Origin of the sequence: Micromonospora sp. 067-2 (assembly GCF_046549295.1) — a bacterium.
Lineage (GTDB): Bacteria > Actinomycetota > Actinomycetes > Mycobacteriales > Micromonosporaceae > Micromonospora.
This window is the reverse complement of the sequence record NZ_JAJPWB010000004.1, coordinates 1-24,028: the sequence shown is the minus strand read 5'-3', so window position 1 is coordinate 24,028 and position 24,028 is coordinate 1. Positions and strand designations below refer to the sequence as shown.

The window sequence follows — 24,028 nt, the reverse complement described above, 5'->3', positions numbered from 1 at the left end:
TGGGGCACCCTATACGCAGGCACGCGGTGGGAGGGGAGAGCGGATGATCGGGCGGGACTGGGCGATGGTGGGTGCGCCGAACGCGCGTGACCTGGGCGGCCTGACCGGCGCCGACGGTCGACGGGTACGCGCCGGAGCGCTGATCCGTACCCCGGCGTTGGGTCGCCTCACCGACGAGGACCTGCCGGTGCTCGCGAAGCTCGCGCCGGCCTGCGTGGTCGACCTACGCGACGGCGCGGAGATCACGGTGGCCCCGGCGGACCGGCTGGTCGGCGAGCCCAGGGTCGTGCACCTGCCCGTGCACGACGCGGAGCACCCGGTCTTCACCTACGTCTCGGCGGTCCTGCTCGGCCATGACCTGGACGCCTACGCGGAGCTTGCCCGGCAGGGCACGGCGGAGGCGATGGCGGAGATCTACCGGTGGTTCGTGACCGGAAGGGCGGCACGCGTCGGCTTCGCCTCGGCGGTGCGGCTGGCCGCGGGGGCGGAGAACCTCCCGCTGCTCTACCACTGCTCCGCCGGCAAGGACCGCACCGGCTGGCTCACCGTCATCCTGCTGACCGCGCTCGGGGTGGACGAGGCCAGCATCCGCGCCGAGTACCTGCGCAACAACCCGCTGACCGACAGCCTGCGCGCGGTCATCGTCGAGGCGATGCGGCGGCGACAGCCCAACCTGGACGTCGACGCGGTGCTGCCGGTGCTGCAGGCCCGCCCGGAGTACCTGGACGCCGGCTACCAGGAGGTACGCCGGGTGCACGGCTCGTTCGACGGCTACCTGCGCGACGGGCTCGGGCTGGACGACGGGGTGCTCACGGCCCTACGGGCGCAGCTGCTGGAGTGAGCGGTGCGGCGGGCTCCGCGTTCCGGCGGGAGGGCTGGTCAGAGCTGGTGGCGGGCGGCCCAGACCTGCGCCGAGATGTGGGCGATCAGCCGGCAGGCGTCGTCCTCGACCTCGTCACCGCTCGGCCCGCCGTCGGCCAGATCGGTGGTGGTGCAGACAGCGATCAGGTACGGCGGCGCGTCGTCGGGCAGCACCACTCCGGCGCCGTGCCGGACGCCGCGCACCCACCCGTTCTTGTGCGCGATCCGGGTGCCCTCGGGTAGGCCGGCGGCCAGGTCCTCGCGGTGCTCCTGCGCGAGCAGCACGTCCAGCATGGCCGCACAGCCGGCCGGGGACGCGAGCCGGCCGGGGGTGGACACCCCGGTGGCCAGCCCGCCGAGCAGAGCGGCCAGGTCGGCGGCCGTCACGAGATTGGTGATGCCGGCCTCGCGGGCGGCGAAGTCCTCGATGCCCCGGCCGGTGACGCTGTGCCGAGCCCCGGCCAGCGCCCACACCTCGGCCACCGCCGGCAGTCCGACGTACCCGATGACCAGATTGGTGGCCAGGTTGCTGGACCGCACGATCATCCGGTCCGCGAGCCAGCGCAGAGGCGCCGTGCCACCGACGCGCTCCCAGACGGCGTCGTCGTTGTCGTAGTGCTGGGCGCAGGAGAATCGGGGGGCGCCGGGCTGCGCCGAGTCGAACTCGTTGACCACGGGGACCGGGGTGTCCAGGTCCAGCGTGCCGGCCTCGGCGGCGCGGTGCAGCGCGGCGAGCACCGCGGCCTTCATGGTGCTGGCCGCGTAGTGCGTGGCGTCGGAGTGTCGGGTCCAGGTCGGCGACGCGTCGAGCCGACCCACGTACGCCGAGACGGTTCCGGGCACCGTGTCCAGGTGGACGTCGAGATCATCCCAGGTCATGTCGGGAACGGTAACGGATCATCGGCGCACCGACCGCGGTGTACCCCTACCGAAAGCGGACGGGCGCGCCGACCGCAAGCGGTCGACGCGCCCGGTGCCGGGTGCTGGTGGGTCAGCCGGCGTGCTTGCGGCGGGCGGCGGCCCGACCGCGCTGCTGCTGGTCGAGCACCACCTTGCGGATGCGCACCGAGGTCGGGGTGACCTCGACGCACTCGTCCTCGCGGCAGAACTCGAGGGCCTGCTCCAGTGACAGCTTGCGCGGCGGGATCAGCTTCTCGGTCTCGTCCGAGCTGGACGCCCGCATGTTGGTGAGCTTCTTCTCCTTGGTGATGTTGACGTCCATGTCGTCGGAGCGGGAGTTCTCCCCGACGATCATGCCCTCGTACACCTCGGTGGTCGGATCGACGAAGAGCTGCCCGCGCTCCTGCAGGTTGATCATCGCGAAGGCGGTGACCGCACCGGTGCGGTCGGCCACCAGCGAGCCGTTGTTGCGGGTACGCAGCTCGCCGAACCACGGCTCGTAGGACTCGAAGACGTGGTGCAGGATGCCGGTGCCCCGGGTGTCGGTGAGGAACTCGGTACGGAAGCCGATCAGACCCCGGGCCGGAACCAGCCACTCCATCCGGATCCAGCCGGTGCCGTGGTTGACCAGCTGCTCCATCCGGCCCTTGCGGGTGGCCAGCAACTGGGTGATCGCGCCCAGGTACTCCTCCGGCGCGTCGATGGTCAGCCGCTCGACCGGCTCGCAGACCTTGCCGTCGATCTCCCGGGTGACCACCTGAGGCTTGCCGACGGTCAGCTCGTAGCTCTCCCGGCGCATCTGCTCGACCAGGATGGCCAGCGCCAGCTCACCGCGGCCCTGCACCTCCCAGGCGTCCGGCCGCTCGGTGGGCAGCACCCGCAGCGAGACGTTGCCGATCAGCTCCTTGTCCAGCCGGTCCTTGACCATGCGCGCGGTGACCTTGGACCCCTTGACCCGGCCGACCAGCGGCGAGGTGTTGGTGCCGATGGTCATCGAGATGGCCGGCTCGTCGACCGTGATCAGCGGCAGCGGGACCGGGTTCTCCGCGTCGGCCAGCGTCTCACCGATCATGATCTCGGAGATGCCGGCGACCGCGATGATGTCGCCCGGACCGGCCGAGTCGGCCGGCTTGCGCTCCAGGCCCTCGGTCATCAGCATCTCGGAGATGCGGACCCGCTGGGTGCTGCCGTCGGTGCGGCACCAGGCCACGGTCTGGCCCTTGTTGATCGTGCCCTGGCGGACCCGGCACAGCGCCAGCCGGCCGAGGAACGGCGAGGCGTCGAGGTTGGTGACGTGCGCCTGCAGCGGCGCGCCGTCGTCGTACGCGGGCGGCGGGATGGTGTCCAGCAGGGTGCGGAACAGCGGCTCCAGCGAGGTGCTGTCCTCCGGCACCGAGCCGTCGGCGGGCTGGGTCAGCGAGGCGATGCCGTCGCGGGCGCAGGCGTAGACGATCGGGAAGTCGATCTGCTCCTCGTCGGCGTCCAGGTCGAGGAAGAGCTCGTAGGTGTCGTCCACGACCTCCTTGATCCGGGCGTCGGGCCGGTCCACCTTGTTGATCACCAGGATGATCGGGAGTCGCGCCCGCAGCGCCTTGCGCAGCACGAAGCGGGTCTGCGGCAGCGGGCCCTCACTCGCGTCGACCAGGAGCACCACTCCGTCGACCATGGTCAGGCCGCGCTCCACCTCGCCACCGAAGTCGGCGTGGCCGGGGGTGTCGATGATGTTGATGGTGACCGGGTCGGAGCCATCCGCCGGCAGGTACCGCACGCCGGTGTTCTTGGCCAGGATGGTGATGCCCTTCTCCCGTTCCAGGTCCCCCGAGTCCATCACCCGCTCGGTCGTCTCACCCCGGGCGCCGTACGCGCCAGCCTGCCGCAGCATGGCGTCGACCAGGGTGGTCTTGCCGTGGTCGACGTGAGCGATGATGGCGACGTTGCGGAGGTCGGTGCGAAGCTGCATACCCTCTATCCTTCCGCCTGCGCTCGCGCAGGCTGCGTCGGGGTCACCCCCAGGTGCCCCTGATCTCTGGTGAAACTGCTGTCCGGGTCGTTCCCCCGGCTGGCATGCTGACTCCCGTGTCCCGGGGGCCTGAGTGCACGACCTGCTGACCTGGGTGCAGGGTCTGCCCACGCTGTGGATCTACCTGGTCGCCGCGCTGATCGTGGCGGGCGAGACCGCGGTGATCTTCGGCCTGCTGGTGCCGGGTGAGGCTACCCTGCTGCTCGTCGGCTTCCTCACCTACAACGGTACCTTGCGGCTGGGCCCGGCGTTGCTCGCGATGATCGTCGCGGCGGTCCTGGGCGACGGGTTGGCGTTCCGCGCCGGCCGGCGGTACGGCCCACGGCTGCGTGCCGGGCTCGGTCACCGGGTCGGGCCCGCGCGGTGGAGTCGAGCGGACGCCATGCTCGCCCGGCTCGGCGGGCGTGGCGTGTTCGCCGCGCGCTGGGTGGCTTTCGCCCGCACCCTGGTGCCCCGGCTGGCCGGGGCGGCCGGCATGCCCTACCGGCGGTTCGCGCCGTGGAACCTGGCCGGCGTGGTGACCTGGGTGGCCGGGTCGGTGCTGCTCGGGCACCTCGCCGGTGAGTCGTACGACACGCTCTCCGGGTTGCTCGGTCGGGCCACCGGCGCGGCACTGGTGCTGCTGGCCGGTCTGCTGGGGGTGGTTCTCGCCGGCCGGTGGCTGGGCCGAAACCCCGACCCGGTACGGGCGCTGCTCTTCCGGGCGGGCGCGCTGCCCCCGGTGCGCTGGCTCAGCGCCCGCTACGGAGTGCTGTTCTTCCTGGTGGCCATGCGGATCGGGCCGGCCTGGACACTGCTTCTCAACCTCGCCGCCGGACTGCTGCTGCTCTTCGCGGCCGGGCTCGCCATCGCCGGCCTGCTCGCCGTCGGCGTACGCAACAGCGGGCTGGCCATGCTGGACGGCGCGATCGCGGACTGGTTCGCCGGCCGGCGGACCCCGGACGCCGCCGATGCCACCACCACCCTGGTGTCGGTGGTACGCGGGTGGGTGCTGATCGTTCTGGTGGCACTGGTGGCGGCGTTGCTGGCGTGGCGGAACCGTCCCTGGCGTGCCGACCTGCTGAGCGTGGTCGGCACGGTGGGCGCGTTCGTGCCGCTGCTGGTGCTGGCCGTGGTGGCCGAGCTGACCGGCTCGCCGGGCGCAGGCCCCGGCGGCGGCGAGTCGGTGCCGTTCGCGACCCAGAACGCGGTGGTCGCGGCGAGCCTGTGCACCCTGGCCTGGCTGGTGTCGCGGGGCACCCGGTGGCCGGTGGCGGTGGCCGCCTGGACGGCCGCTGCCGCCGGCGTCCTCGGGGTCGGCGGCGCGCGGCTCTACCTCGGGCTGGACACGGCCAGCGGAACGGCGGCGGCCGTGCTGCTCGGGGTGCTCTGGACGGTGGTGTTCATCGTCGCCTGGGCGACCCGGGACCGGGCACTGGGGGATCGGGCGACGGGGGATCGGGAGCAGTCGGCGGACCCGGCCCGACCGCCGCCGCAGGGGCCTCGCCGTCCGGCCGAACCTTGCTAGGGTGCGGCGATGGTCACACGGGGGAGGCACGGAATGCATCGACGGACCGGTCGGGTGGGCGCTGCGGTGCTCGTCGGGCTGCTGCTGGCGAACACACTGGTCGGCTGCGGTGGTGAGGGCGACACGCCCGCGGACCTGGCCGCGCCGGTCGCGGTCAGCGAGGTGCCGACGGACGTCCCCACCAGCGAGGTCACCGCCGAGCCGGGCCCTTCGGTGAGCGCCACGCCGTCGGTGCGCGCGACGCCGAGCCACAGCGCGTCCCCAACCCCGAAGCCGACGAAGAAGCCGACCCGTACGGCTGGCGCGGCGCCGAAGCCGCGCCCGGTGGCCAAGCCGCCCACGGAGACCAAGGTCCCGCCAGCCCCGCCGAAGCCGGCACCGAGTTCCTGTAAGCCGAGCTACAAGGGCAAGCAGGCGACCCGGGCCGAGGTGAAGGCGGCGCTGGCCGACGCTGCCGCCCGCTCGTACTGGCCGACCTCCGCGCCGGACATCATGATCCCGCTCGACCTGGTCAAGGCCACCGCGTGGCAGGAGAGCGGTTGGCAGTCCAACATCTACGCCTGCGACGGCGGCGTGGGCCTCATGCAGGTGATGTCGGGCACCGCGACCTGGATGAACCAGCGATTCGACCAGAGCTACACGATCGACGACTACCGCGACAACGCGTATCTGGGCGCCAACTACCTGGCCTGGCTGACCAAGTACATCGGCGACATGTACTTCGAGTCCGACTACCGGCTGGACGCTTCCCTGTGCAGCGCCGAGTTGAACTCCTGCCTGCTCAACGCGGTCATCGCCGCGTACAACTTCGGGCACGGCGCGGTGGCGCGGGAGGGCAAGCCGTTGGCCATCCCCAACCCGTCGTACGTGCGCAACGTGCGGGCGCTGATGACCGAGTGCGTCTGCCTGTCGTACTGACCGGCGTCGACGGGGCCCTGGGCGGATGTCCCCAGAGCCCCGCCGCGCGCGGTGCCGCGTCAGTCGCGGGCGGCCACCTGCTCCTGCGGCACCGCGGTGTCCGCCACGGCATCACGGGTGATCCGACCGGGCCACCAGAAGCGGTCACCGAGCAGGAACGCCAGTGCCGGGACCAGGACCGTACGGACCAGCAGGGTGTCCAGCAGGACGCCGATGCAGACGATGATGCCGATCTGGGTCAGCGTGATCAGCGGCAGCACGCCGAGGACGGCGAAGACCGCGGCGAGCAGCACGCCGGCACTCGTGATCACCCCGCCGGTGACCCGCAGCGCGGAGAGCATCCCGTCCCGGGTGCCGGCGCCGCGGGCGTCCTCCCGCGCCCTGGTGACCAGGAAGATGTTGTAGTCCACGCCGAGTGCCACCAGGAACACGAAGGCGATCAGCAGCACGCCGCTGTCCAGGGCGGGGAAGCCCAGCACGTGGTCGAAGAGCAGCCACGCCGCACCGAGGCTGGCGAAGAACGACGCGATCACGGTGAGCACCAGCAGCACCGGTGCCAGCAGGCCCCGCAGCAGCAGGACGAGCACCGCGCCGACCAGTAACAGGATGATCGGCAGGATCAGCCGCAGGTCCCGCTCGTTGGCCTTCTCCGAGTCGTAGGTGGCCGCCACGGTGCCGCCGACGATCGCACCGGACGGAGCGTCGGCGCCATCGGCCGCGGGGGGTGCGGAGCCGGGAACCGCGGCGACCGCGTTCCGCAGCGCCTCGATCGTCCGGTCGGAGGCGCCGGTGCCGGGTTCGTCGTCCAGCACCACGTCGACCTGGGCGACGCCCGGCCCGGCGTCACCGGGACGGGCCGAGGCGACCCCCGGCACGGCGGTGGCGGCGTCGACGACCGCCCGTACCGCATCCGGCCTGGTGAGCACGGCCACCGGCTGGGTGGTGCCGGCGGGGAACGCCCGGGCCAGGGTCTGCGCTCCGGTCACCGCCTCGGGCTCGGCCCGGAACTGTTCGGTCTCGGACAGGCCGGTGCGGATTCCGAGCCCGCCCAGGGCCAGGCCGACGAGCAGCAGCGAGGCGAGCACCGCCACCGGCGCCGGGCGGCGTTCCACGGCCGCGCCCAGCCGACCCCAGAGCCGGCCCTCGCGGACCGGGCCACCGACCCGGGGCACGAACGGCCAGAACAGGCCACGGCCGGCGAGCACCAGCACGGCGGGCAGCACGAACAGGGCCGAGAGCATGGCGAACACCACTCCGGTGGCGCAGGCCACGGCCAGCGCCCGGTTCGTCTCCTCCTCGCTGAGCAGCAGGGTGAGTACGCCGAGCACCACGGTGCCGCCGCTGGCCAGGATGGGCTCGGCCGTCCGGCGTAGCGCGGCGCGCATCGCCGCGAACCGATCCTCCTCGCGGCGCAGTTCCTCCCGGTAGCGGGCGATGATCAGCAGGGCGTAGTCGGTGGCGGCGCCGAAGACCAGGACGCTGGCGATGCCGGTGACCGCGCCCTCCTGGAGGTTGATCCCGACGGCCGGCACGATCGTGTCCACCGCGCGCAGGGTGAGTTGCTCGGTCGCCGCGACGACGACCAGCGGCACGATCCACAGGAACGGGCTGCGGTAGGTGATCAGCAGCAGCAGGGCGACCACGGCGGCGGTCACCGCGAGCAGGGTGACGTCGGCGCCGTCGAACACCGAGGAGAGGTCGGCGGTGAACGCGGGGGCGCCGGTCACCGCGACGGTGAGCCCGCCGGGCAGGTCCCGCAGCGCGTCGCGGAGCTTGGTGATCGTGTCGACGACCTGGTCCTGACCGCCGGCGGTGCTCAGCGGCACGGCGACGAGCGCCACCGTGCCGTCCGGCGAGATCTGGGCGGGGCTGATCTGCTGACCCACCGCGAAGCGCCTCAGGTCGGCGGAGCGGGCGGCGACGGCGCCCCGGTCGGCCTCGTCCAGCGCAGCACCGTCGGCGCGGGTGACGACCACGATCGCCGGCTGCACCTCGCTGGACGGGAGCTGGTCCTGCAGACGCTGCACCTGGGTCGACTGCCACTGCGCGGACAGGCCGCTGGCGGAGACCGGGGCCGGGTTGTCCGGCCGGGGCAGCCCGAAGACCGCAGCGCCGACGACGATCGCGGTGGCGACGGTGAGCCAGGCGGCCAACCGGCCGCGGGCGACTCTGGTGAAGACGGACATCAGCTGACCTCAAGGTCCTTCGGTCGTAAAGTATCTTGATAAGCGAGATTATCGACGGTTGTTCTATGCTGCAAGCCGGGGGACCGACGATGGAGAGAAGCGGCTCGACGTGGCGACTCACGGCATGTACCGGCGACGCGACACGCGCCGCGAGCAGCTGGTCGCGGAGATCACCAACCACCTGCGGCGCTACTCGGGGGACGCCCAACGGGTCGGCCACGCCTTCGCCAACCTGCACGGGCTCAACCCGACCGACCTGCAGGCGTTGATCGCCGTGATGGACGCCGAACTGCTCGGCGACCCGATCACGCCCGGCCGCCTCGGCGAGCAGCTCAACCTCTCCTCCGGCTCGGTCACCGCCCTCATCGACCGGCTGGAGCGAGCCGGCCACATCCGCCGGGACCGGGACACCGTCGACCGGCGCAAGGTGCTGCTGCACTACGCCGACCAGGGGGCCGCCCTGGCCATGCGGTTCTTCCAACCGCTGGGCACCCGCACCGACTCGGTGATGGCCCACTTCGACGACGACGAGCTGGAGGTGGTGCGCCGGTTCATGACGGAGATGAGCGAGTCGTTGCGCGCCCACCGCGACTCGATGCGCGCCGAACGGCCCGAGTCGCCCCGCCGCTCGACGAGCTGACCGGTGCGGCACCGGCTCGTCGCCCGGCTCGCCGGCGCCGCGCTGCGGCTGCCCGCGATCCGCCCAAGCCCGGTGCGGGTCACGCGCGACATTGCCGTCCGGGTCCGCGACGGCGTGGTGTTGCGCACCGACCACTACGCCCCGGCGGTCCGCGACGCGCCCACCGTGCTGATCCGCACCCCGTACGGTCGGGGCGGGCCGCTGCGGCTGCTCGGCCGGCTGCTCGCGGCGCGCGGAAAGCACACGATCATTCAGTCCTGCCGGGGCACCGGCGGCTCCGGTGGGACGTTCGCCCCGCTGGTGCACGAGCGTGACGACGGGCTGGACACCCTCGACTGGCTGCGTCGCCAACCCTGGTGGTCCGGCGCGCTCGGCATGTTCGGGGTCAGCTACCAGGGCTTCGCGCAGTGGGCGCTGGCCGCCGACGCCGACGAGGACCTGCGGGCGATGGTCGCGGTCGTGACCGCCTCGGCGACCCGGGATTCGACGTACGCGGGGGAGTCCTTCGCCCTGGACACGGTGCTGACCTGGGCGGAGCTGCTGCACGCGCAGACCGTGCCGTGGTTGGCCAGGCAGTGGGAGCTCAAGCGTGGGCAGCCCCGGCTGGCCGCCGCGCTGGAGCACCTGCCGCTGGCCGAAGCCGACCGGGTGGCCACCGGGGTGACCATCCCGTTCTTCCAGGAGTGGCTGCGCCACCACACGCCGGACGCCGCGTACTGGCGGACCAGGGTCTTCGCCGACCGGGTTGCCCGGGTGCGGGCGCCGGTGGTCATGGTCACCGGGTGGCACGACATCTTCCTGCCCGCCCAACTCGACGACCATGCCACACTGCGCGCCGTCGGCGCCCGGCCACGCCTGGTGATCGGCCCGTGGACGCACGGCAGCCCCGGCCTGTTCGTGGCCGCCCTGCGCGAGGGGCTGGCCTGGCTCGACGAGCACCTGACCGGACCGGGCCCCGCCGGCGGGCGGGCAGCCCGCGTCGGCCGGTCCGCGTCGGCCCCGGTCCGGCTGTACGTGAGCGGTGCCGGCGGCGGCTGGCGGGACCTGCCGGACTGGCCACCGCCGGCGGTCGACGCCGCCTGGTACCTGCATCCGGGTGGCGAGCTGGCCGCGCACCCGCCGGCCCCCTCGGCGCCGGACGAGTTCCGGTACGACCCGGCCGACCCCACCCCGTCGTCGGGTGGCCCACTGCTCGTCGCGCAGCGGGCCGGCCCGGTCGACAACCGGAGTGTCGAGGCTCGCCCCGACGTGCTGACATACACCAGTGCTCCGCTGCCCGGGGCGGTCGAGGTGATCGGCCCGGTACGCGCCGAGATCCACGTTCGCAGTGAGCTGCCGTACCTGGACGTGTTCGTCCGGCTGTGCGACGTGGACCGTCACGGTCGATCGTGGAACGTGTGTGACGGTCTGGTCCGGGTCACACCCGACCGGTTCGCGGCCGACCCGGCCGGGGTGCGTCGGGTCCCGGTGCCGCTGTGGCCGACGGCCTACCGGTTCGGCGCCGGACACCGTCTGCGGGTGCAGGTGACCGGTGGTGCCCACCCGCGCTGGGCACGTAACCCCGGCACCGGGGAGCCCCTCGGTACGGCGGTGACGCTGCGTGCCGGATGGCGGCAGGTTCTGCACGAGCCGGCGTACGCCTCGGCGCTGGTGCTGCCGATCGTCCACTCTGGCTGCGCGCAGTCTCCAATTCGAACTAACCGCCTCTGAGCTGGGCATTCATCTAAATTGCGGGCTATCGTTGAGTCAACGCCCGGCGCCGTGCACCAGTAGACCGGGCGCGTTCTCAGCCCCGCACCCGCGTACGCGGTGTGACGTCGTGCCCGGTCCCCACCCCGTGGAAGGGGGGACCCCATGACCCGGGCCCCAGCGAACCTGTTGGCCGTCCGCACTCTCCTGCTGACCCACCTCGACAACGCTCCCGGGCCGGACGACCTGGACCCGGGGGAGGTCGGCATCGTCGGCGATCCGGCGCACCGGGGCGGCTACCACTGCGGATCGGACCGGGTGGTCACGAACGACTACTCGGTGGTGGAGTCGCCCCGGGACCGGGCCGGCCTGACCCTCGACGCGGCGGCGCTGGACGTCGGCGGCTTCGAGGTGCGCTCCGCCGGCCGGACGCACACCCTGCCCAGCTTCTCGCTCTGGTGCGTGGCCCAGTGCGCCGCGAACGCGGCCGACACCCGGGACATCCGCGAGATCATCTACAGCCCGGACGGTACGACAGTGAAGCGGTGGGACCGGCTCGGCAGGCGGAGCACCGGGGACAGCTCGCACCGCTGGCACACCCACTTCAGCTTCTTCCGTGACGCCGTCAAGGCGGGCCGCGACCAGCGGCCGTTGTTCAGCCGCTACCTCAGCTCCATCGGATTCCTGGAGGAGAACGACATGACCCCCGAAGAACACGCCTGGCTGGCGACCGTCCACCAGAACCTGACGGTGCTGGACGGCCGCAACCCGATCGGCGAGATCTACACCCGGATGGCGTTGGGCGAGGACGCCACCGTCGCGAACTACGCACCGACGCATCCCACGCTGAAGTCGCTCGCCGCGCAGGTGAGCGCCCTGCAGGCCGCGTTGACCGCGCTCTCCGGTCGCGACTTCACCGACGAGCCGGCGATCATCCAGGGCGTGCTGGCCGGGTTGACCCCGGAGAAGATCGCCGCAGCCATCCCGCCCACCCTGGCCAGGCAGGTCGCCGACGAGCTGGCTCGTCGACTGGTCGCCTGACCCCCAGCCGGCCTCGTCGGCCGGCTGGTGCGGCCAGCAGATCCGCGAGGCCTGTTGCGCAATAGTCGTTGCGCAATGGTCGTTGCGTATGGCAGGGTCGGTGGCATGAAGAATCCGGACGTACGCCAGGTCACCGACTCGCGAGTGCTCGCCGCCATGGCCCACCCGCTGCGCCGCCGCCTGATGGACGTGCTCAAGGTGCACGGGCCCGCGACCGTCGGCATGCTCGCCGAACGCACCGACCAGGCCCCGGCGAACGTCAGCCACCACCTCAGGGTGCTCGCCGCCGGTGAGCTGGTCACCGAGGCCCCCGACCTGGCCCGGGACCGGCGTGAGCGGTGGTGGCGGCTGGTCGACCGGGGGGTGCGGTGGTCGGACAGCGACTTCGACGCCGACCCGGCGGCCCGGGCGGTCGCCGACGCCGCCACCTCGCTCAACCTGGATCGACACGTTGCCCTGGCCCGTGCCTGGCACGCCACCGACGAGTCGACACGGGCCGTCTGGGACGACAGCCCCTTCTCCACCGACAAGTGGCTGCACCTCACCCCCGAGGAGCTGGCCGAGCTGAGCCACGAGATAGTCGGCCTGCTGGACCGCTGGGCCGATCGTCAGGTGCCCGACGACGGCCGCGACCGGCAACCGGTCTTCCTGTTCGTCCACGGCGTTCCGGCCAGGCCGTGACCGCGGCCACCCGCACGGACCCGCGCCCGGCCCCGCCGCGCGGAGGGTTGCTGCGGCACCGGGACTTCCGGCTGCTCTGGGCCGGCCAGACCGTCAGCGGCATCGGCAGCAACGTCACCACCGTCGCGCTGCCGCTGGTCGCGGTGGCCGTGCTCGACGCCGGCACCTTCCAGGTCGCGATGCTCACCGCTGCGGCCTGGCTGCCCTGGCTGCTGATCGGCCTGCCGGCCGGCGCGTGGGTCGACCGCCTGCCGCGCCGACCGGTGATGGTGGTCTGCGACCTGTTCTGCGCGCTGGCCTTCCTCAGCGTGCCGCTGGCCGCCGCACTGGACCGGCTCACCGTCTGGCAGCTGCTGCTGGTCGCGCTGGGCGCCGGCACCGCGCGGGTCTTCTTCGAGACCGCCGACCAGGTGTACCTGCCGATCGTGCTGCGACCTGAGCAGCTACCGGAGGGCAACGCGAAGTTGCAGGCCACCCAGACCGCGAGCTACGTCGTCGGGCCGGGCCTCGCGGGCCTGATCGCCCAGGTCACCGGGGCGGTCGCCGCGCTGGTGCTGGACGCGCTCACCTTCGTCGTCTCGGCGGCGTGCCTGCTCCGGATCCGCACCGTCGAGCTGCCGGTGCGGCGGGCAGGCCGTTCCAGGTCGCTCCGCCGGGACATCGCCGAGGGGCTTCGTTTCGTCGTCCGCGACCCGTACCTGCGGGTGCTGACGGTCTTCGGTGCGGCCAGCAACATCGGGCTGACCGGCTACCAGGCCGTCCTCGTGGTCTTCCTGGTCCGGGAGCTACGGCTCGAACCGGGGCCGGTCGGCGCCCTGATCGCGGTGATGAGCGTCGGTGGGATCGTCGGTGCGTTGCTCGCCACCGCGCTGGCACGACGCTGCGGCACCGCGCGGGCCCTGCTGCTCGCCGCGACCCTCACCGGCCCGCCCGCGCTGCTCATCCCGCTGGCCGCGCCCGGTGTCGGGCTGGTCTGGCCGGCCGTCGGCGGGGTGCTGATCGGCTTCGGTGTGGCCGTCGGCAATGTCGTCAAGGGCAGCTTCCGGCAGACGTACACCCCGCACCACCTGCTCGGCCGGGTGACGGTGAGCATGCACCTGCTCAACTACGGCACCATTCCGCTGGCGGCCGTGCTGGCTGGTGCCCTCGGCGCGCAGTATGGCGTCGGAACAGCCATCGGGGTGATGACCGCCTGGTTGGCGTTCACCCCGTTGATCCTGCTGATGGGGCCGCTCCGGCGGCGGCGGGACCTGCCCGCCGCCCCGGCGGCGTCTTGAGTGCGCTGCGGCGGCGGCCGTCAACCGGCCGCCGCCACCGGCACGGAGCTAAATCGGGCGGACGTTGTCCGCCTGCGGACCCTTCTGCCCCTGGGTCACCTCGAACTCGACCTTCTGGCCCTCGTTGAGCTCCCGGTAGCCGCTCGAAGCGATGGCGGAGTAGTGGACGAACACGTCCGGCCCTCCACCGTCCTGCTCGATGAAGCCAAAGCCCTTTTCCGAGTTGAACCACTTAACCGTGCCGGTTGCCATGCATCTCTCCCTGTTCAAAGCGGCTGACCCTCGGCGTGTGGCCGATGATCGCCCGTACCTGTCCGACAGTAACGGGCAAAACCCGGATCCGCCGGCCGAAGTGCCGTAGGCACTTCGGTGAAGTCGGGTGAACTCTACGTGCGCCACGCGAAACCCGCCCCCGCAACCCTCCGTTGGGGCATGCTTGCGCCGATGAAGAGTGCCGCAGCCACCGCGCTGTCCGAGTTGGAGCGCGAGATCGACGCGCCCGGCGGCGGCCTCGACCGGCTCCGGCTGATGCCCACCCCGTTCGTCCCCGAGGTGCGGTTGCACCTGGCAGAGGACGCTATCGTCTGGTGGGCGCGCATGGAGGCCGCCGCCGGACACGCTCTGGCGCCGCCCTACTGGGCGTCCGCCTGGGCCGGAGGTCAGGCCCTGGCCCGACACCTGCTGGACAATCCCGAGCTGGTCGCCGGCCGCCGGGTGCTCGACCTCGCCGCCGGGTCCGGCCTGGTGGCCATCGCCGCGGCGCTGGCCGGCGCGGCGCAGGTGGTCGCCAACGACATCGATCCGTACGCCGTGGCGGCCGTCACCATCAACGCGCGGGCCAACGGGGTCGCCGTCGACGCCACCGGACGTGACCTGCTCGACAGCGGCGGTGACGCCGAGGTGGAGGTGGTCCTCGCCGGCGACGCCTTCTACAGCCGCGCGCTCGCCGACCGGATGCTGCCGTTCCTGCAACGGGCCGCCGCCGGTGGCGCCGAGGTGCTGGTCGGCGATCCCGACCGGGGGCACCTGCCGGCGGACCGGCTGACGGTGCTGGCGGACTATCCGGTGCCCACGACGGAACCGTCGGTCGACTCGTCGCTGCGCTGGGTGCAGGTGCTGCGACCCGGCTGAGCCAGGGCCGGCCTCAGGGGCGACCCCGAGGCGGAAACCAGGGGCCGCTGGGGGATGCGACCGGATGTCCGGGGCGGGAGGCCGGCCATAGCGTACGGGGCATGACGCAATGGCTGGCCGAGGTCGGAGAACTGCCCATCCTGCTGCTGATGGGTGCGCTCGGGTTGGTCATGCTCTTCGACGCCGTACCGCTGCTGGGTGTCCTGATCCCCGGCGACGTGGCGATCCTGGCCGCGGTCGGGGTGGGCCGCCCGGCGACCGGGCTGGCCACCTTCACCGCGGTGCTGATCGGCTGCCTGGCCGGCTGGTCGCTGAGCTTCCTGGTCGGCCGCAGGTACTCCGAGCGGCTGCGGGGCAGCCGGGTCGGGGGTTGGATCGGGGAGGCGCGCTGGACGGCGGCGGAGGGACTCCTGCGCAGCGGTGGCGGTCGGATGATGATGGTCGCGCCGTTCCTGCCGGTGTTCAACGCGCTGCTGCCACTGGCGGCGGGCGGGCTGCGTATGTCGTACCGGCGGTTCCTGGGCTGCGCGGCGCTCGGCGCGGCGGCCTGGGCCGGTCTCTACCTCGCGCTGGGCACCGCGTCCCGGTCGCTGGCCGGGCTGCTGCCGGGGGAGTCGAGCCCGCTGCTGGTCACCATGGGTGTCGGGCTGGCGCTCGCGGCCGTGGTGCTGCTGGGCACCCGGCGTCGACTGCGCGCGGTCACCGGGGCGTCAACGCACTGACCGGGTCGGCCCGACCGTCGGGTGGGGGGTGCGCCGGCGCGGTCGGGTGGGTGGTGCGGGGCCGGCCGGGGGGCCGGCCCCGCGCGGGTCACCAGCCGCGGGCGCGCCACTGCGGCAGGGCCGGGCGCTCCGCGCCGAGGGTGCTGTCCTTGCCGTGCCCCGGATAGAACCAGGTCTCGTCCGGTAGCCGATCGAAGATCTTCCGCTCGACGTCGTCGATGAGCGCGGCGAAGCGCTCCGGGTCCTGGTCGGTGTTGCCGACGCCGCCGGGAAACAGACTGTCACCGGTGAACAGGTGCGGAATCCCGGTCGGGTCGCGGTAGAGCAGCGCGATCGAGCCCGGGGTGTGCCCCGTGATGTGGATGACCTCCAGCGCGCAGTCGCCGACCGGCACACTGTCACCGTCGGCCAGCGACTCCGCCTCGATCGGCAGCCCGGCGGCGTCGTCGGCGTGCACCAGGGTGCGGGCGCCGGTCTTGGCCACCACCTCCTCCAACGCCACCCAGTGGTCCATGTGCTGGTGGGTGGTCACCACGGCGGTGAGCCCGCCGTCGCCGACCAGCTCCAGCAGCCGGGGTGCCTCGTTGGCGGCGTCGATCAGCACCTGCTCGCCGGTGGTCGTGCAGCGCAGCAGGTAGGCGTTGTTGTCCATCGGGCCGACCGACAGCTTGCTGATGGTGAGCCCGTCCAGCTCCCGCACCGCCGGCGCGCCGCCGTGCGTGACGTCTCCGCTGTATGTCATGAGGTGTTCAGATCCATTCCGGGGGAGTGGGCAGGGACCGGCCGTCCGGCAGCAGCGACGTGGCCGCCAGGTCCGCGGCGTCGAAGGAGGCCGCGGTGGTCACCCGTCGACCCTAGCGGTCCGCCGTCGCGCCGTCGCCGGGGAAATCGCTTTCGGCGCGTCGGTTCGCGCCCTACCGTCGGCGCATACGTGGCACCGCGACGTCGGAGGGAGGTGGTGGTCATGCCGACCGTGGCACGCGTGTTCCACCACCACGACATTTCGACACCGATGAGGATGCCATGACGATCGATCTGACCGCCCTCGGCTGGGACGCCGAGTGGGCGGCGTACGCCGCGCGCTACGGCGAGCACCGACCCGGCCGGGTGGCCCGGGTGGACCGGGGGGTCTGCACGGTTCTCGCCGCGGCCGGTCCGGTCCGGGCGAGTCTGGGCGGGGCGGTGCTCGCCGCGGCCGCCCGGGACCTGTCCGCGCTGCCCTGCGCCGGGGACTGGGTGCTGCTCGCGCGCTGGCCGGACGGCCGCACCACCGTGGAGGTGGTGCTGCCCCGGCGGGCAGCGCTGATCCGCCGTACCGCCGGAAAGGACGCCAGCGGCCAGGTGCTGGCCGCCAACCTCGACGCGGCCGCCGTCGTGGAGCCGGTGCACCCGGAGCCGGACGTCGGCCGGATCGAGCGGCTGCTCGCGCTGGCCCACGAGTCCGGGGCCCGGCCGCTGGTCGTGCTGACCAAGGCCGACCTCGCGGCCGACCCGGTCGCGCTGGCCCGGCAGCTCGCCGCGGTCGCGCCCGGAGTGCCGGTGCTGCCGGTCAGCGCCGAGCGCGGCGTCGGGCTGGATCCGCTGCGCGCCGAGGTGGCGCCGGGCCGCACGCTCGGGCTGCTCGGGCCGTCCGGCGCCGGCAAGTCGAGCCTGGTCAACGCCCTCGCCGGCGCCGTGATGATGCCGACCCAGGGGATCCGCCGGGTCGACGGCAAGGGCCGGCACACCACCACCTGGCGGGCCCTGGTGCCGATCCCGGGTGGCGGTGCCGTGATCGACACGCCCGGTGTACGGGCGGTCGGCCTGCTGGACGGCGTCGCTGGGCTCGACCGGGCGTTCGCCGACATCGTCGGGCTCGCCGAGGGCTGCCGGTACGCCGACTGCGGGCACGATGGCGAGCCTGCGTGCGCGGTCGGGGAGGCGCTGCTCACCGGGGAGCTCTCCGCCCGTCGGTGGGAGAGCTGGCGGCGGCTTCAGCGGGAGGTGGCGCAGGAGGGTGGACGGCGGGAGGCGCGGCTGGCCGCGCAGCGGCGCGGTGGCTGGCGCTCGGCACGGCGACGTGCGGCCCGACCGCCGTCGCCCGGCGGCTTCTGACCGGCCCGGTACTGGTCGGCGTGGTCCCGGCGGCGGCCTCGACCACCCGGGTTGAGCTGGGGGAATGTGCGGGCGCGGGAAACTGTCGTACCTCGGGGCTAGAGTTGCCGAGGCGCATTTTCCGCGCTCGTACGACCGCTCTGAAAGACCCCAGAGCGGGACGAACCCTCCGCTTCATCTTCACCCGGGAGTACACGTACCGTGGCCGACCGACTGATCATCCGTGGCGCGCGCGAGCACAATCTGCGTGACGTCAGTCTCGACCTGCCCCGGGACGCACTCATCGTGTTCACCGGGCTGTCCGGGTCGGGCAAGTCGAGCCTGGCCTTCGACACGATCTTCGCCGAGGGGCAGCGGCGCTACGTGGAGTCGCTCTCCTCGTACGCCCGGCAGTTCCTCGGCCAGATGGACAAGCCCGACGTCGACTTCATCGAGGGGCTGAGCCCGGCCGTCTCGATCGACCAGAAGTCGACCTCGCGCAACCCGCGCTCGACCGTCGGCACCATCACCGAGGTCTACGACTACCTGCGTCTGCTGTACGCCCGCATCGGTGAGCCGCACTGCCCGGTCTGTGGCGAGCGGATCTCCCGGCAGAGCCCGCAGCAGATCGTCGACCGGGTGCTGGCCATGACCGAGGGCACCAAGTTCATGGTGCTCGCGCCGGTCATCCGCGGCCGCAAGGGCGAGTACGTCGACCTCTTCTCCGAGCTGCAGGCCAAGGGCTACGCCCGGGCCCGGGTCGACGGCGTGGTGCACCCGCTGACCGAGCCGCCCAAGCTCAAGAAGCAGGAGAAGCACACCATCGAGGTGGTGATCGACCGGCTCACCGTCAAGCCGAGCGCCAAGCAGCGGCTGACCGACTCGGTCGAGGCCGCCCTGGGCCTGTCCAGCGGCCTGGTGCTGCTCGACTTCGTCGACCTCGCGGAGGACGACCCGGACCGGGAGCGCCGCTACTCCGAGCACCTGGCCTGCCCCAACGACCACCCGCTCGCCATCGAGGACCTCGAGCCCCGGGTCTTCTCCTTCAACGCGCCGTACGGCGCCTGCCCGGAGTGCACCGGCCTGGGCACCAAGAAGGAGGTCGACCCGGAGCTGCTGGTGCCCGACCCGGAGCGCAGCCTGCGCGAGGGGGCCATCCAGCCCTGGGCCACCGGGCACAACCTGGAATACTTCCTGCGCCTCCTGGAGGCGCTCGGCGAGGCCCAGCACTTCGACGTCGACACGCCGTGGCGGGCGCTGCCGGCGCGGGCGCAGAAGACGATCCTGCACGGCTCCGACGACCAGGTGCACGTGCGCTACCGGAACAAGTACGGCCGCGAGCGCTCCTACTACACCGGGTTCGAGGGCGTGGTGCAGTGGATCGAGCGCCGGCACTCCGACACCGAGTCCGAGTGGTCCCGCGACAAGTACGAGGGCTACATGCGCGACGTGCCGTGCGCGGCGTGCGGTGGCGCCCGGCTCAAGCCCGAGGTGCTCGCCGTCACCCTGGCCGGCAAGAGCATCGCCGAGGTCTGCAACCTGTCCGTGGGGGAGTGCGCCGAGCTGCTCGCCGGCATCGAGTTGACCGACCGGCAGAAGATGATCGCGGAGCGCGTGCTCAAGGAGATCAACGCCCGGCTGCGGTTCCTGCTCGACGTCGGCCTGGACTACCTCTCCCTGGACCGGCCCGCCGGCACCCTGTCCGGCGGTGAGGCGCAGCGGATCCGGCTGGCCACCCAGATCGGCTCCGGCCTGGTGGGTGTGCTCTACGTCCTCGACGAGCCGTCGATCGGGCTGCACCAGCGCGACAACCACCGGCTGATCGAGACCCTGATCCGGCTGCGCGGGCTGGGCAACACGCTGATCGTCGTGGAGCACGACGAGGACACGATCCGTACCGCCGACTGGATCGTCGACATCGGGCCCGGCGCGGGTGAGCACGGCGGCACGATCGTGCACAGCGGCTCGGTTCCGGCACTGCTCGACAACCCGGACTCGCTCACCGGGGCGTACCTGTCCGGGCGCCGGTCGATCCCCACTCCACCCAAGCGACGTCCGCGGACCAAGGACCGCGAGCTGGTGGTGCACGGTGCGCGCGAGCACAACCTGCGCAACCTGACCGTCCCCTTCCCGCTGGGCCAGCTGATCGCGGTCACCGGGGTCAGCGGGTCGGGCAAGTCGACGCTGGTCAACGACATCCTGTACGCGGTGCTGGCCAACCAGATCAACGGCGCCCGGCTGGTGCCGGGCCGGCACACCCGGGTCGGCGGTCTCGAGCACGTTGACAAGGTCGTCGGTGTGGACCAGTCGCCGATCGGCCGGACCCCGCGCTCCAACCCGGCCACCTACACCGGGGTCTGGGACCACGTCCGCAAGCTCTTCGCCGAGACCACCGAGGCCAAGGTGCGCGGGTACGGTCCGGGCCGGTTCTCGTTCAACGTCAAGGGCGGCCGCTGTGAGGCGTGCTCCGGTGACGGCACCATCAAGATCGAGATGAATTTCCTCCCCGACGTGTACGTCCCGTGCGAGGTCTGCAAGGGCGCCCGGTACAACCGGGAGACCCTGGAGGTGCACTACAAGGGCAAGACCGTCTCGGACGTGCTGGAGATGCCGATCGAGGAGGCTGCCGAGTTCTTCTCCGCCATCCCGGCCATCCACCGGCATCTCAAGACGCTTGTCGACGTCGGCCTCGGCTACGTCCGCCTCGGGCAGCCCGCCCCGACCCTCTCCGGCGGTGAGGCGCAGCGGGTCAAGCTCGCTTCCGAGTTGCAGAAGCGCTCGACCGGGCGGACGGTCTACGTGCTGGACGAGCCGACCACCGGCCTGCACTTCGAGGACATCCGCAAGCTGCTGATGGTGTTGGAAGGGCTGGTCGACAAGGGCAACACGGTGATCACCATCGAGCACAACCTCGACGTGATCAAGACGGCCGACTGGCTGATCGACATGGGGCCGGAGGGTGGCCATCGGGGCGGCCTGGTTCTCGCGACCGGCACCCCGGAGGAGGTCGCCGAGGTGCGCGAGAGCCACACCGGCCAGTTCCTGCGGCAGGTGCTCACGCTCGACGGCGACGCCAAGGGCGCGGCGGCGGCCACCAAGCGTGCCGCCCAGGCCAACGGTGTCGCCAAGGCCACCCGGGCACCGCGCAAGGTCCCGGCCACCGCGGGCTGAGTCGGACCAGACCCGACGCCGGCGGTGCCCGATCGGGCACCGCCGGCGTCTGTCATTTCCCGGGTCGAGGCCATGCCGCCGTGAACCATCCGGCACAGTTGCCCGTGTTGACGAGTGTGGCCGGCTGATCGGGAACCGGCGCAGCAGCCCAGAGAGAGGCGAGGCATGAGTGACGATCAGGCGCTGACCGGTTCGGGTACGCAGACCCGTCGCACCCTGCTCACCGGTGTCGGGGCGGTCGGCGCGGCCGTCGTCCTGGCTGCCTGCGGCAGCGACGACAACAGCAGCGGCAGCGGTGCCCCCACCAGCCCGATCAGCGGCGGCCCGGCGGTGCCCAGCAGCGGCGACGCAGGCGGCGGCGACCGGCAGGGCGCCCAGTCGCTGGCCACCACCACCGACATTCCGGTCGGCGGCGGCAAGGTCCTGGCCGCCGAGGGCGTGGTGATCACCCAGCCCACCGCCGGTCAGTTCAAGGGCTTCAGCCCGATCTGTACGCACCAGAACTGCCCCGTGTCGAACGTCGACGGCGGCACCATCAACTGCACCTGCCACGGCAGCAAGTTCTCGATCGAGGACGGCTCGGTGAAGGCCGGCCCGGCCACCAAGCCGCTGCCGCCGAAGAACGTCAAGGTCACCGGCGACCAGATCTCGCTGGCCTGACCGGTCAGCACGGCTCAGGATCTTGATCGACTCCCGCTCCGGGAAGTCGGGGTGTCCCACCCACGTGGGCTCAAGCCGACTTCCCGGACATCGAGTGGATCTTGCTTGAGGGTGCCGGACCAGGGTGCTGTCGGAGGGCCGGACTAGGCTTGGCGGCGTGGCTGACCCCTCGACCTACCGTCCCGCACCCGGCACCATCCCGGAGTCACCGGGGGTCTACCGATTCCGCGACGGCACCGGTCGGGTGATCTACGTCGGCAAGGCGAAAAACCTGCGCAGCCGGCTCAACTCCTACTTCGGCGACGTGTGGAACCTGCACGAGCGCACCCGGCAGATGGTCACCAGCGCCGAGTCCGTGGACTGGATCACCGTCGGCACCGAGGTCGAGGCACTCCAGCAGGAGTTCACCTGGATCAAGCAGTACGACCCCCGGTTCAACGTCCGCTACCGCGACGACAAGTCCTACCCCTACCTGGCCGTCACCCTCGACGAGGCGTACCCGCGGTTGCAGGTGATGCGCGGCGCGAAACGCAAGGGGGTGCGCTACTTCGGGCCGTACTCCCACGCCTGGGCCATCCGGGAGACCCTCGACCTGCTGCTGCGGGTGTTTCCCGCCCGCACGTGCTCCGCCGGGGTGTTCAAGCGGGCCGGTCAGGTCGGCCGCCCCTGCCTGCTCGGCTACATCGGTAAGTGCTCGGCGCCCTGCGTCGGCACCGTCTCCGCCGACGAGCACCGAGTGATCGTCGACGGCTTCTGCGACTTCATGGCCGGAAGCACCGACACCATGGTCCGCAAGATCGAACGCGAGATGACCGAGGCGAGCGAGCAGTTGGAGTTCGAGCGGGCCGCCCGGCTGCGCGACGACGTGGCCGCGTTGCGCCGAGCCATGGAGAAGCAGGCCGTGGTGCTCGGCGACGGCACCGACGCCGACGTGGTCGCGTTCGCCGACGACCCGCTCGAGGCCGCCGTGCAGGTCTTCCACGTCCGCGACGGCCGGATCCGCGGCCAGCGCGGCTGGGTGGTGGAGAAGACCGAGGAGTTGAGCACCGGCGACCTCGTGCACCATTTCTGCACCCAGGTGTACGGCGGCGAGCACGGCGAGGCCGACGTCCCCCGGGAACTGCTCGTCCCCGAACTGCCCACGGACGCCGACGCACTGGCCGACTGGCTCTCCACCCACCGGGGCAGCCGGGTGTCGTTGCGAGTGCCGCAGCGCGGCGACAAGCGTTCGCTGATGGAGACGGTGGAACGCAACGCCAAGGACGCGCTGGCCCGGCACAAGCTCAAGCGCTCCGGTGACCTGACCACCCGGGGCAAGGCACTGGACGAGATCAGCGAGGCGCTGGCGATGCGCACCTCGCCGCTGCGCATCGAATGCTTCGACATCTCCCAGATCCAGGGCACCGACGTGGTGGCCAGCATGGTGGTGTTCGAGGATGGGCTGCCCCGCAAGAGCGAGTACCGGCGGTTCATCGTCCGGGGCGCCACCGACGACCTCTCCGCGATGTCTGAGGTGCTGCGCCGCCGCTTCGCCCGCTACCTGGACGCGCGTTCCGAGACGGGCGAGGTGGGAGTGGAATCGGCCGACGACGCCCAGGCCCCGGGCGACGCTCAGGAGCCACAGATCGGCACCCTCGTCGACCCCACCACCGGCCGGCCGCGCAAGTTCGCGTACCCGCCCCAGTTGGTGGTCGTGGACGGCGGCGCGCCGCAGGTCGCGGCGGCCGCCCAGGCCCTCGCCGATCTGGGCATCGACGACGTGGCGCTGTGCGGGCTGGCCAAGCGGCTGGAGGAGGTCTGGCTTCCTGCCGACGAGTTCCCGGTCATCCTGCCGCGCACCTCAGAGGGGCTCTACCTGCTGCAACGGATCCGCGACGAGGCGCACCGCTTCGCCATCACCTTCCACCGGCAGCGGCGCTCGAAGCGGATGACCGAGTCGGCGCTGGACCACGTTCCCGGCCTGGGGGAGGTACGACGCAAGGCGCTGCTGCGACATTTCGGCTCACTCAAGCGGCTCTCCGCCGCCACCGTCGAGGAGATCACCGAGGTGCCCGGGGTGGGCCGGCGTACCGCCGAGGCGATCCTTGCCGCGCTCGACAAGGACACGAGGGTCGACAACGGCGTCGAGGCGACGCCAGGTCCCTGACGCCGCCCTCGCCTCTCGGTGGTCGGTCGCGCCGCCCACGATCGTGCTCGATCCAGGTTGTAGTGGTCTGGTCGCCGTGGGGTGGGGCCTGTTTCCTGGATCGAGCGCGATCTCGGGATGGCGCGCCGGTGGCGTCCCCGGCGGTGGCGTCCGGTATGACTGTTTCGGTGATGGTGGTCAGGGGATGGGTGTCCGGTTTCGATAGGGATGTCCCGTGGTCGGCGTCACCGTGGGGGTGGAATCGTGGGCCGGGCGGGGTCGTTATACCTGGCAGCGCGCCGTGGCCTCGGAGCCCTGGTGCGGGGCAGCCGCCGGGAACACCGGCCGGGCCGCCTGGGTTACATCCCCCGGAACGCCTGAGCAGGTCGCATGGATCGCCGGCGTTCTCGCGACAGCTTCCCGCAC

The 24,028-nt window shown here is 72.2% G+C and carries 19 protein-coding genes; 14 read left to right on the top strand and 5 right to left on the bottom strand.

The genetic code is table 11. The features are described 5' to 3' along the window. Nucleotides 1-43 precede the first annotated feature (43 nt). Nucleotides 44-841 carry a tyrosine-protein phosphatase gene (locus ACLJN9_RS09890; RefSeq protein ID WP_410810840.1) on the top strand — a complete coding sequence of 266 codons (798 nt, stop codon included), beginning with the start codon at nt 44-46 and terminating at the stop codon, nt 839-841. Nucleotides 842-879: 38 nt separating this feature from the next. On the opposite strand, the gene ACLJN9_RS09885 is transcribed toward ACLJN9_RS09890, so the two are convergent. Both ACLJN9_RS09885 and typA read right to left on the bottom strand, forming a co-directional pair. Further along, nucleotides 880-1,740, bottom strand: coding sequence for a serine hydrolase (locus ACLJN9_RS09885; protein ID WP_410810839.1), 861 nt, complete (start codon nt 1,738-1,740; stop codon nt 880-882). A 112-nt stretch (nt 1,741-1,852) separates the two neighbouring features. Further along, nucleotides 1,853-3,721 carry a translational GTPase TypA gene (gene typA, locus ACLJN9_RS09880; RefSeq protein WP_410810838.1) on the bottom strand — a complete coding sequence of 623 codons (1,869 nt, stop codon included), beginning with the start codon at nt 3,719-3,721 and terminating at the stop codon, nt 1,853-1,855. A gap of 133 nt (nt 3,722-3,854) precedes the next feature. Here typA and ACLJN9_RS09875 point away from each other — a divergent pair, with 133 nt between their 5' ends. Together ACLJN9_RS09875 and ACLJN9_RS09870 are read left to right on the top strand one after the other, a co-directional pair. Further along, nucleotides 3,855-5,288 (top strand): DedA family protein, encoded by a 1,434-nt coding sequence (locus ACLJN9_RS09875; protein ID WP_410810837.1) that lies wholly within the window; start codon nt 3,855-3,857, stop codon nt 5,286-5,288. A 33-nt stretch (nt 5,289-5,321) separates the two neighbouring features. After that, nucleotides 5,322-6,206 carry a transglycosylase SLT domain-containing protein gene (locus tag ACLJN9_RS09870; protein ID WP_410810836.1) on the top strand — a complete coding sequence of 295 codons (885 nt, stop codon included), beginning with the start codon at nt 5,322-5,324 and terminating at the stop codon, nt 6,204-6,206. A 59-nt stretch (nt 6,207-6,265) separates the two neighbouring features. On the opposite strand, the gene ACLJN9_RS09865 is transcribed toward ACLJN9_RS09870, so the two are convergent. After that, nucleotides 6,266-8,392 carry an MMPL family transporter gene (locus ACLJN9_RS09865; protein WP_410810835.1) on the bottom strand — a complete coding sequence of 709 codons (2,127 nt, stop codon included), beginning with the start codon at nt 8,390-8,392 and terminating at the stop codon, nt 6,266-6,268. A 124-nt stretch (nt 8,393-8,516) separates the two neighbouring features. Here ACLJN9_RS09865 and ACLJN9_RS09860 point away from each other — a divergent pair, with 124 nt between their 5' ends. The 5 genes from ACLJN9_RS09860 to ACLJN9_RS09840 all read left to right on the top strand — a co-directional run bounded on the left by ACLJN9_RS09860 (nt 8,517) and on the right by ACLJN9_RS09840 (nt 13,720). Then, nucleotides 8,517-9,032: a MarR family winged helix-turn-helix transcriptional regulator gene (locus tag ACLJN9_RS09860; RefSeq protein ID WP_410811430.1), complete on the top strand. Its 516-nt coding sequence runs from the start codon at nt 8,517-8,519 to the stop codon at nt 9,030-9,032. A gap of 3 nt (nt 9,033-9,035) precedes the next feature. Then, the gene (locus ACLJN9_RS09855; RefSeq protein WP_410810834.1) at nt 9,036-10,742 is read left to right on the top strand and encodes a CocE/NonD family hydrolase; all 1,707 of its coding nucleotides are present in this window, start codon (nt 9,036-9,038) and stop codon (nt 10,740-10,742) included. A 144-nt stretch (nt 10,743-10,886) separates the two neighbouring features. Then, complete coding sequence (locus ACLJN9_RS09850) at nt 10,887-11,762, top strand: hypothetical protein (protein WP_410810833.1); 876 nt, start codon at nt 10,887-10,889, stop codon at nt 11,760-11,762. Between the two features lie 105 nt (nt 11,763-11,867). Continuing rightward, a complete protein-coding gene (locus ACLJN9_RS09845) occupies nt 11,868-12,443 on the top strand; it encodes an ArsR/SmtB family transcription factor (RefSeq protein ID WP_410810832.1) in 576 nt (191 codons plus the stop codon). Beyond that, the gene (locus ACLJN9_RS09840; RefSeq protein ID WP_410810831.1) at nt 12,440-13,720 is read left to right on the top strand and encodes an MFS transporter; all 1,281 of its coding nucleotides are present in this window, start codon (nt 12,440-12,442) and stop codon (nt 13,718-13,720) included. The genes ACLJN9_RS09845 and ACLJN9_RS09840 overlap by 4 nt, the downstream gene beginning before the upstream one ends. Before the next feature lie 48 nt (nt 13,721-13,768). On the opposite strand, the gene ACLJN9_RS09835 is transcribed toward ACLJN9_RS09840, so the two are convergent. Beyond that, nucleotides 13,769-13,972: a cold-shock protein gene (locus ACLJN9_RS09835; protein WP_229400095.1), complete on the bottom strand. Its 204-nt coding sequence runs from the start codon at nt 13,970-13,972 to the stop codon at nt 13,769-13,771. 192 nt (nt 13,973-14,164) lie between these two features. On the opposite strand from ACLJN9_RS09835, the gene ACLJN9_RS09830 reads away from it, so the two are divergent. After that, complete coding sequence (locus ACLJN9_RS09830; RefSeq protein ID WP_410810830.1) at nt 14,165-14,851, top strand: class I SAM-dependent methyltransferase; 687 nt, start codon at nt 14,165-14,167, stop codon at nt 14,849-14,851. Nucleotides 14,852-14,952: 101 nt separating this feature from the next. Further along, entirely contained in the window at nt 14,953-15,573 is a 621-nt protein-coding gene (locus tag ACLJN9_RS09825) for a DedA family protein (protein ID WP_410810829.1), read from the top strand. Between the two features lie 88 nt (nt 15,574-15,661). On the opposite strand, the gene ACLJN9_RS09820 is transcribed toward ACLJN9_RS09825, so the two are convergent. Then, nucleotides 15,662-16,315 (bottom strand): MBL fold metallo-hydrolase, encoded by a 654-nt coding sequence (locus tag ACLJN9_RS09820; protein ID WP_410810828.1) that lies wholly within the window; start codon nt 16,313-16,315, stop codon nt 15,662-15,664. A gap of 281 nt (nt 16,316-16,596) precedes the next feature. Between ACLJN9_RS09820 and rsgA the strand changes: the two genes are divergently transcribed. The 4 genes from rsgA (at nt 16,597) to uvrC (ending at nt 23,623) form a co-directional block, all read left to right on the top strand. After that, a complete protein-coding gene (rsgA, locus tag ACLJN9_RS09815; RefSeq protein WP_410810827.1) occupies nt 16,597-17,667 on the top strand; it encodes a ribosome small subunit-dependent GTPase A in 1,071 nt (356 codons plus the stop codon). A gap of 201 nt (nt 17,668-17,868) precedes the next feature. Next, nucleotides 17,869-20,817 (top strand): excinuclease ABC subunit UvrA, encoded by a 2,949-nt coding sequence (gene uvrA, locus ACLJN9_RS09810; protein WP_410810826.1) that lies wholly within the window; start codon nt 17,869-17,871, stop codon nt 20,815-20,817. A 165-nt stretch (nt 20,818-20,982) separates the two neighbouring features. Then, the gene (locus ACLJN9_RS09805; RefSeq protein WP_410810825.1) at nt 20,983-21,477 is read left to right on the top strand and encodes a Rieske (2Fe-2S) protein; all 495 of its coding nucleotides are present in this window, start codon (nt 20,983-20,985) and stop codon (nt 21,475-21,477) included. Between the two features lie 157 nt (nt 21,478-21,634). Then, complete coding sequence (uvrC, locus tag ACLJN9_RS09800) at nt 21,635-23,623, top strand: excinuclease ABC subunit UvrC (RefSeq protein WP_410810824.1); 1,989 nt, start codon at nt 21,635-21,637, stop codon at nt 23,621-23,623. Nucleotides 23,624-24,028: the final 405 nt, after the last annotated feature.

Coding starts and splice junctions, on each gene's coding strand:
- ACLJN9_RS09890 (WP_410810840.1), top strand. CDS start 44: ATGATCGGGCGGGACTGGGCGATGGTGGGTGCGCCGAACGCGCGTGAC.
- ACLJN9_RS09885 (WP_410810839.1), bottom strand. CDS start 1,740: ATGACCTGGGATGATCTCGACGTCCACCTGGACACGGTGCCCGGAACC.
- typA (WP_410810838.1), bottom strand. CDS start 3,721: ATGCAGCTTCGCACCGACCTCCGCAACGTCGCCATCATCGCTCACGTC.
- ACLJN9_RS09870 (WP_410810836.1), top strand. CDS start 5,322: ATGCATCGACGGACCGGTCGGGTGGGCGCTGCGGTGCTCGTCGGGCTG.
- ACLJN9_RS09865 (WP_410810835.1), bottom strand. CDS start 8,392: ATGTCCGTCTTCACCAGAGTCGCCCGCGGCCGGTTGGCCGCCTGGCTC.
- ACLJN9_RS09860 (WP_410811430.1), top strand. CDS start 8,517: ATGTACCGGCGACGCGACACGCGCCGCGAGCAGCTGGTCGCGGAGATC.
- ACLJN9_RS09850 (WP_410810833.1), top strand. CDS start 10,887: ATGACCCGGGCCCCAGCGAACCTGTTGGCCGTCCGCACTCTCCTGCTG.
- ACLJN9_RS09845 (WP_410810832.1), top strand. CDS start 11,868: ATGAAGAATCCGGACGTACGCCAGGTCACCGACTCGCGAGTGCTCGCC.
- ACLJN9_RS09835 (WP_229400095.1), bottom strand. CDS start 13,972: ATGGCAACCGGCACGGTTAAGTGGTTCAACTCGGAAAAGGGCTTTGGC.
- ACLJN9_RS09830 (WP_410810830.1), top strand. CDS start 14,165: ATGAAGAGTGCCGCAGCCACCGCGCTGTCCGAGTTGGAGCGCGAGATC.
- ACLJN9_RS09825 (WP_410810829.1), top strand. CDS start 14,953: ATGACGCAATGGCTGGCCGAGGTCGGAGAACTGCCCATCCTGCTGCTG.
- ACLJN9_RS09820 (WP_410810828.1), bottom strand. CDS start 16,315: ATGACATACAGCGGAGACGTCACGCACGGCGGCGCGCCGGCGGTGCGG.
- rsgA (WP_410810827.1), top strand. CDS start 16,597: ATGACGATCGATCTGACCGCCCTCGGCTGGGACGCCGAGTGGGCGGCG.
- ACLJN9_RS09805 (WP_410810825.1), top strand. CDS start 20,983: ATGAGTGACGATCAGGCGCTGACCGGTTCGGGTACGCAGACCCGTCGC.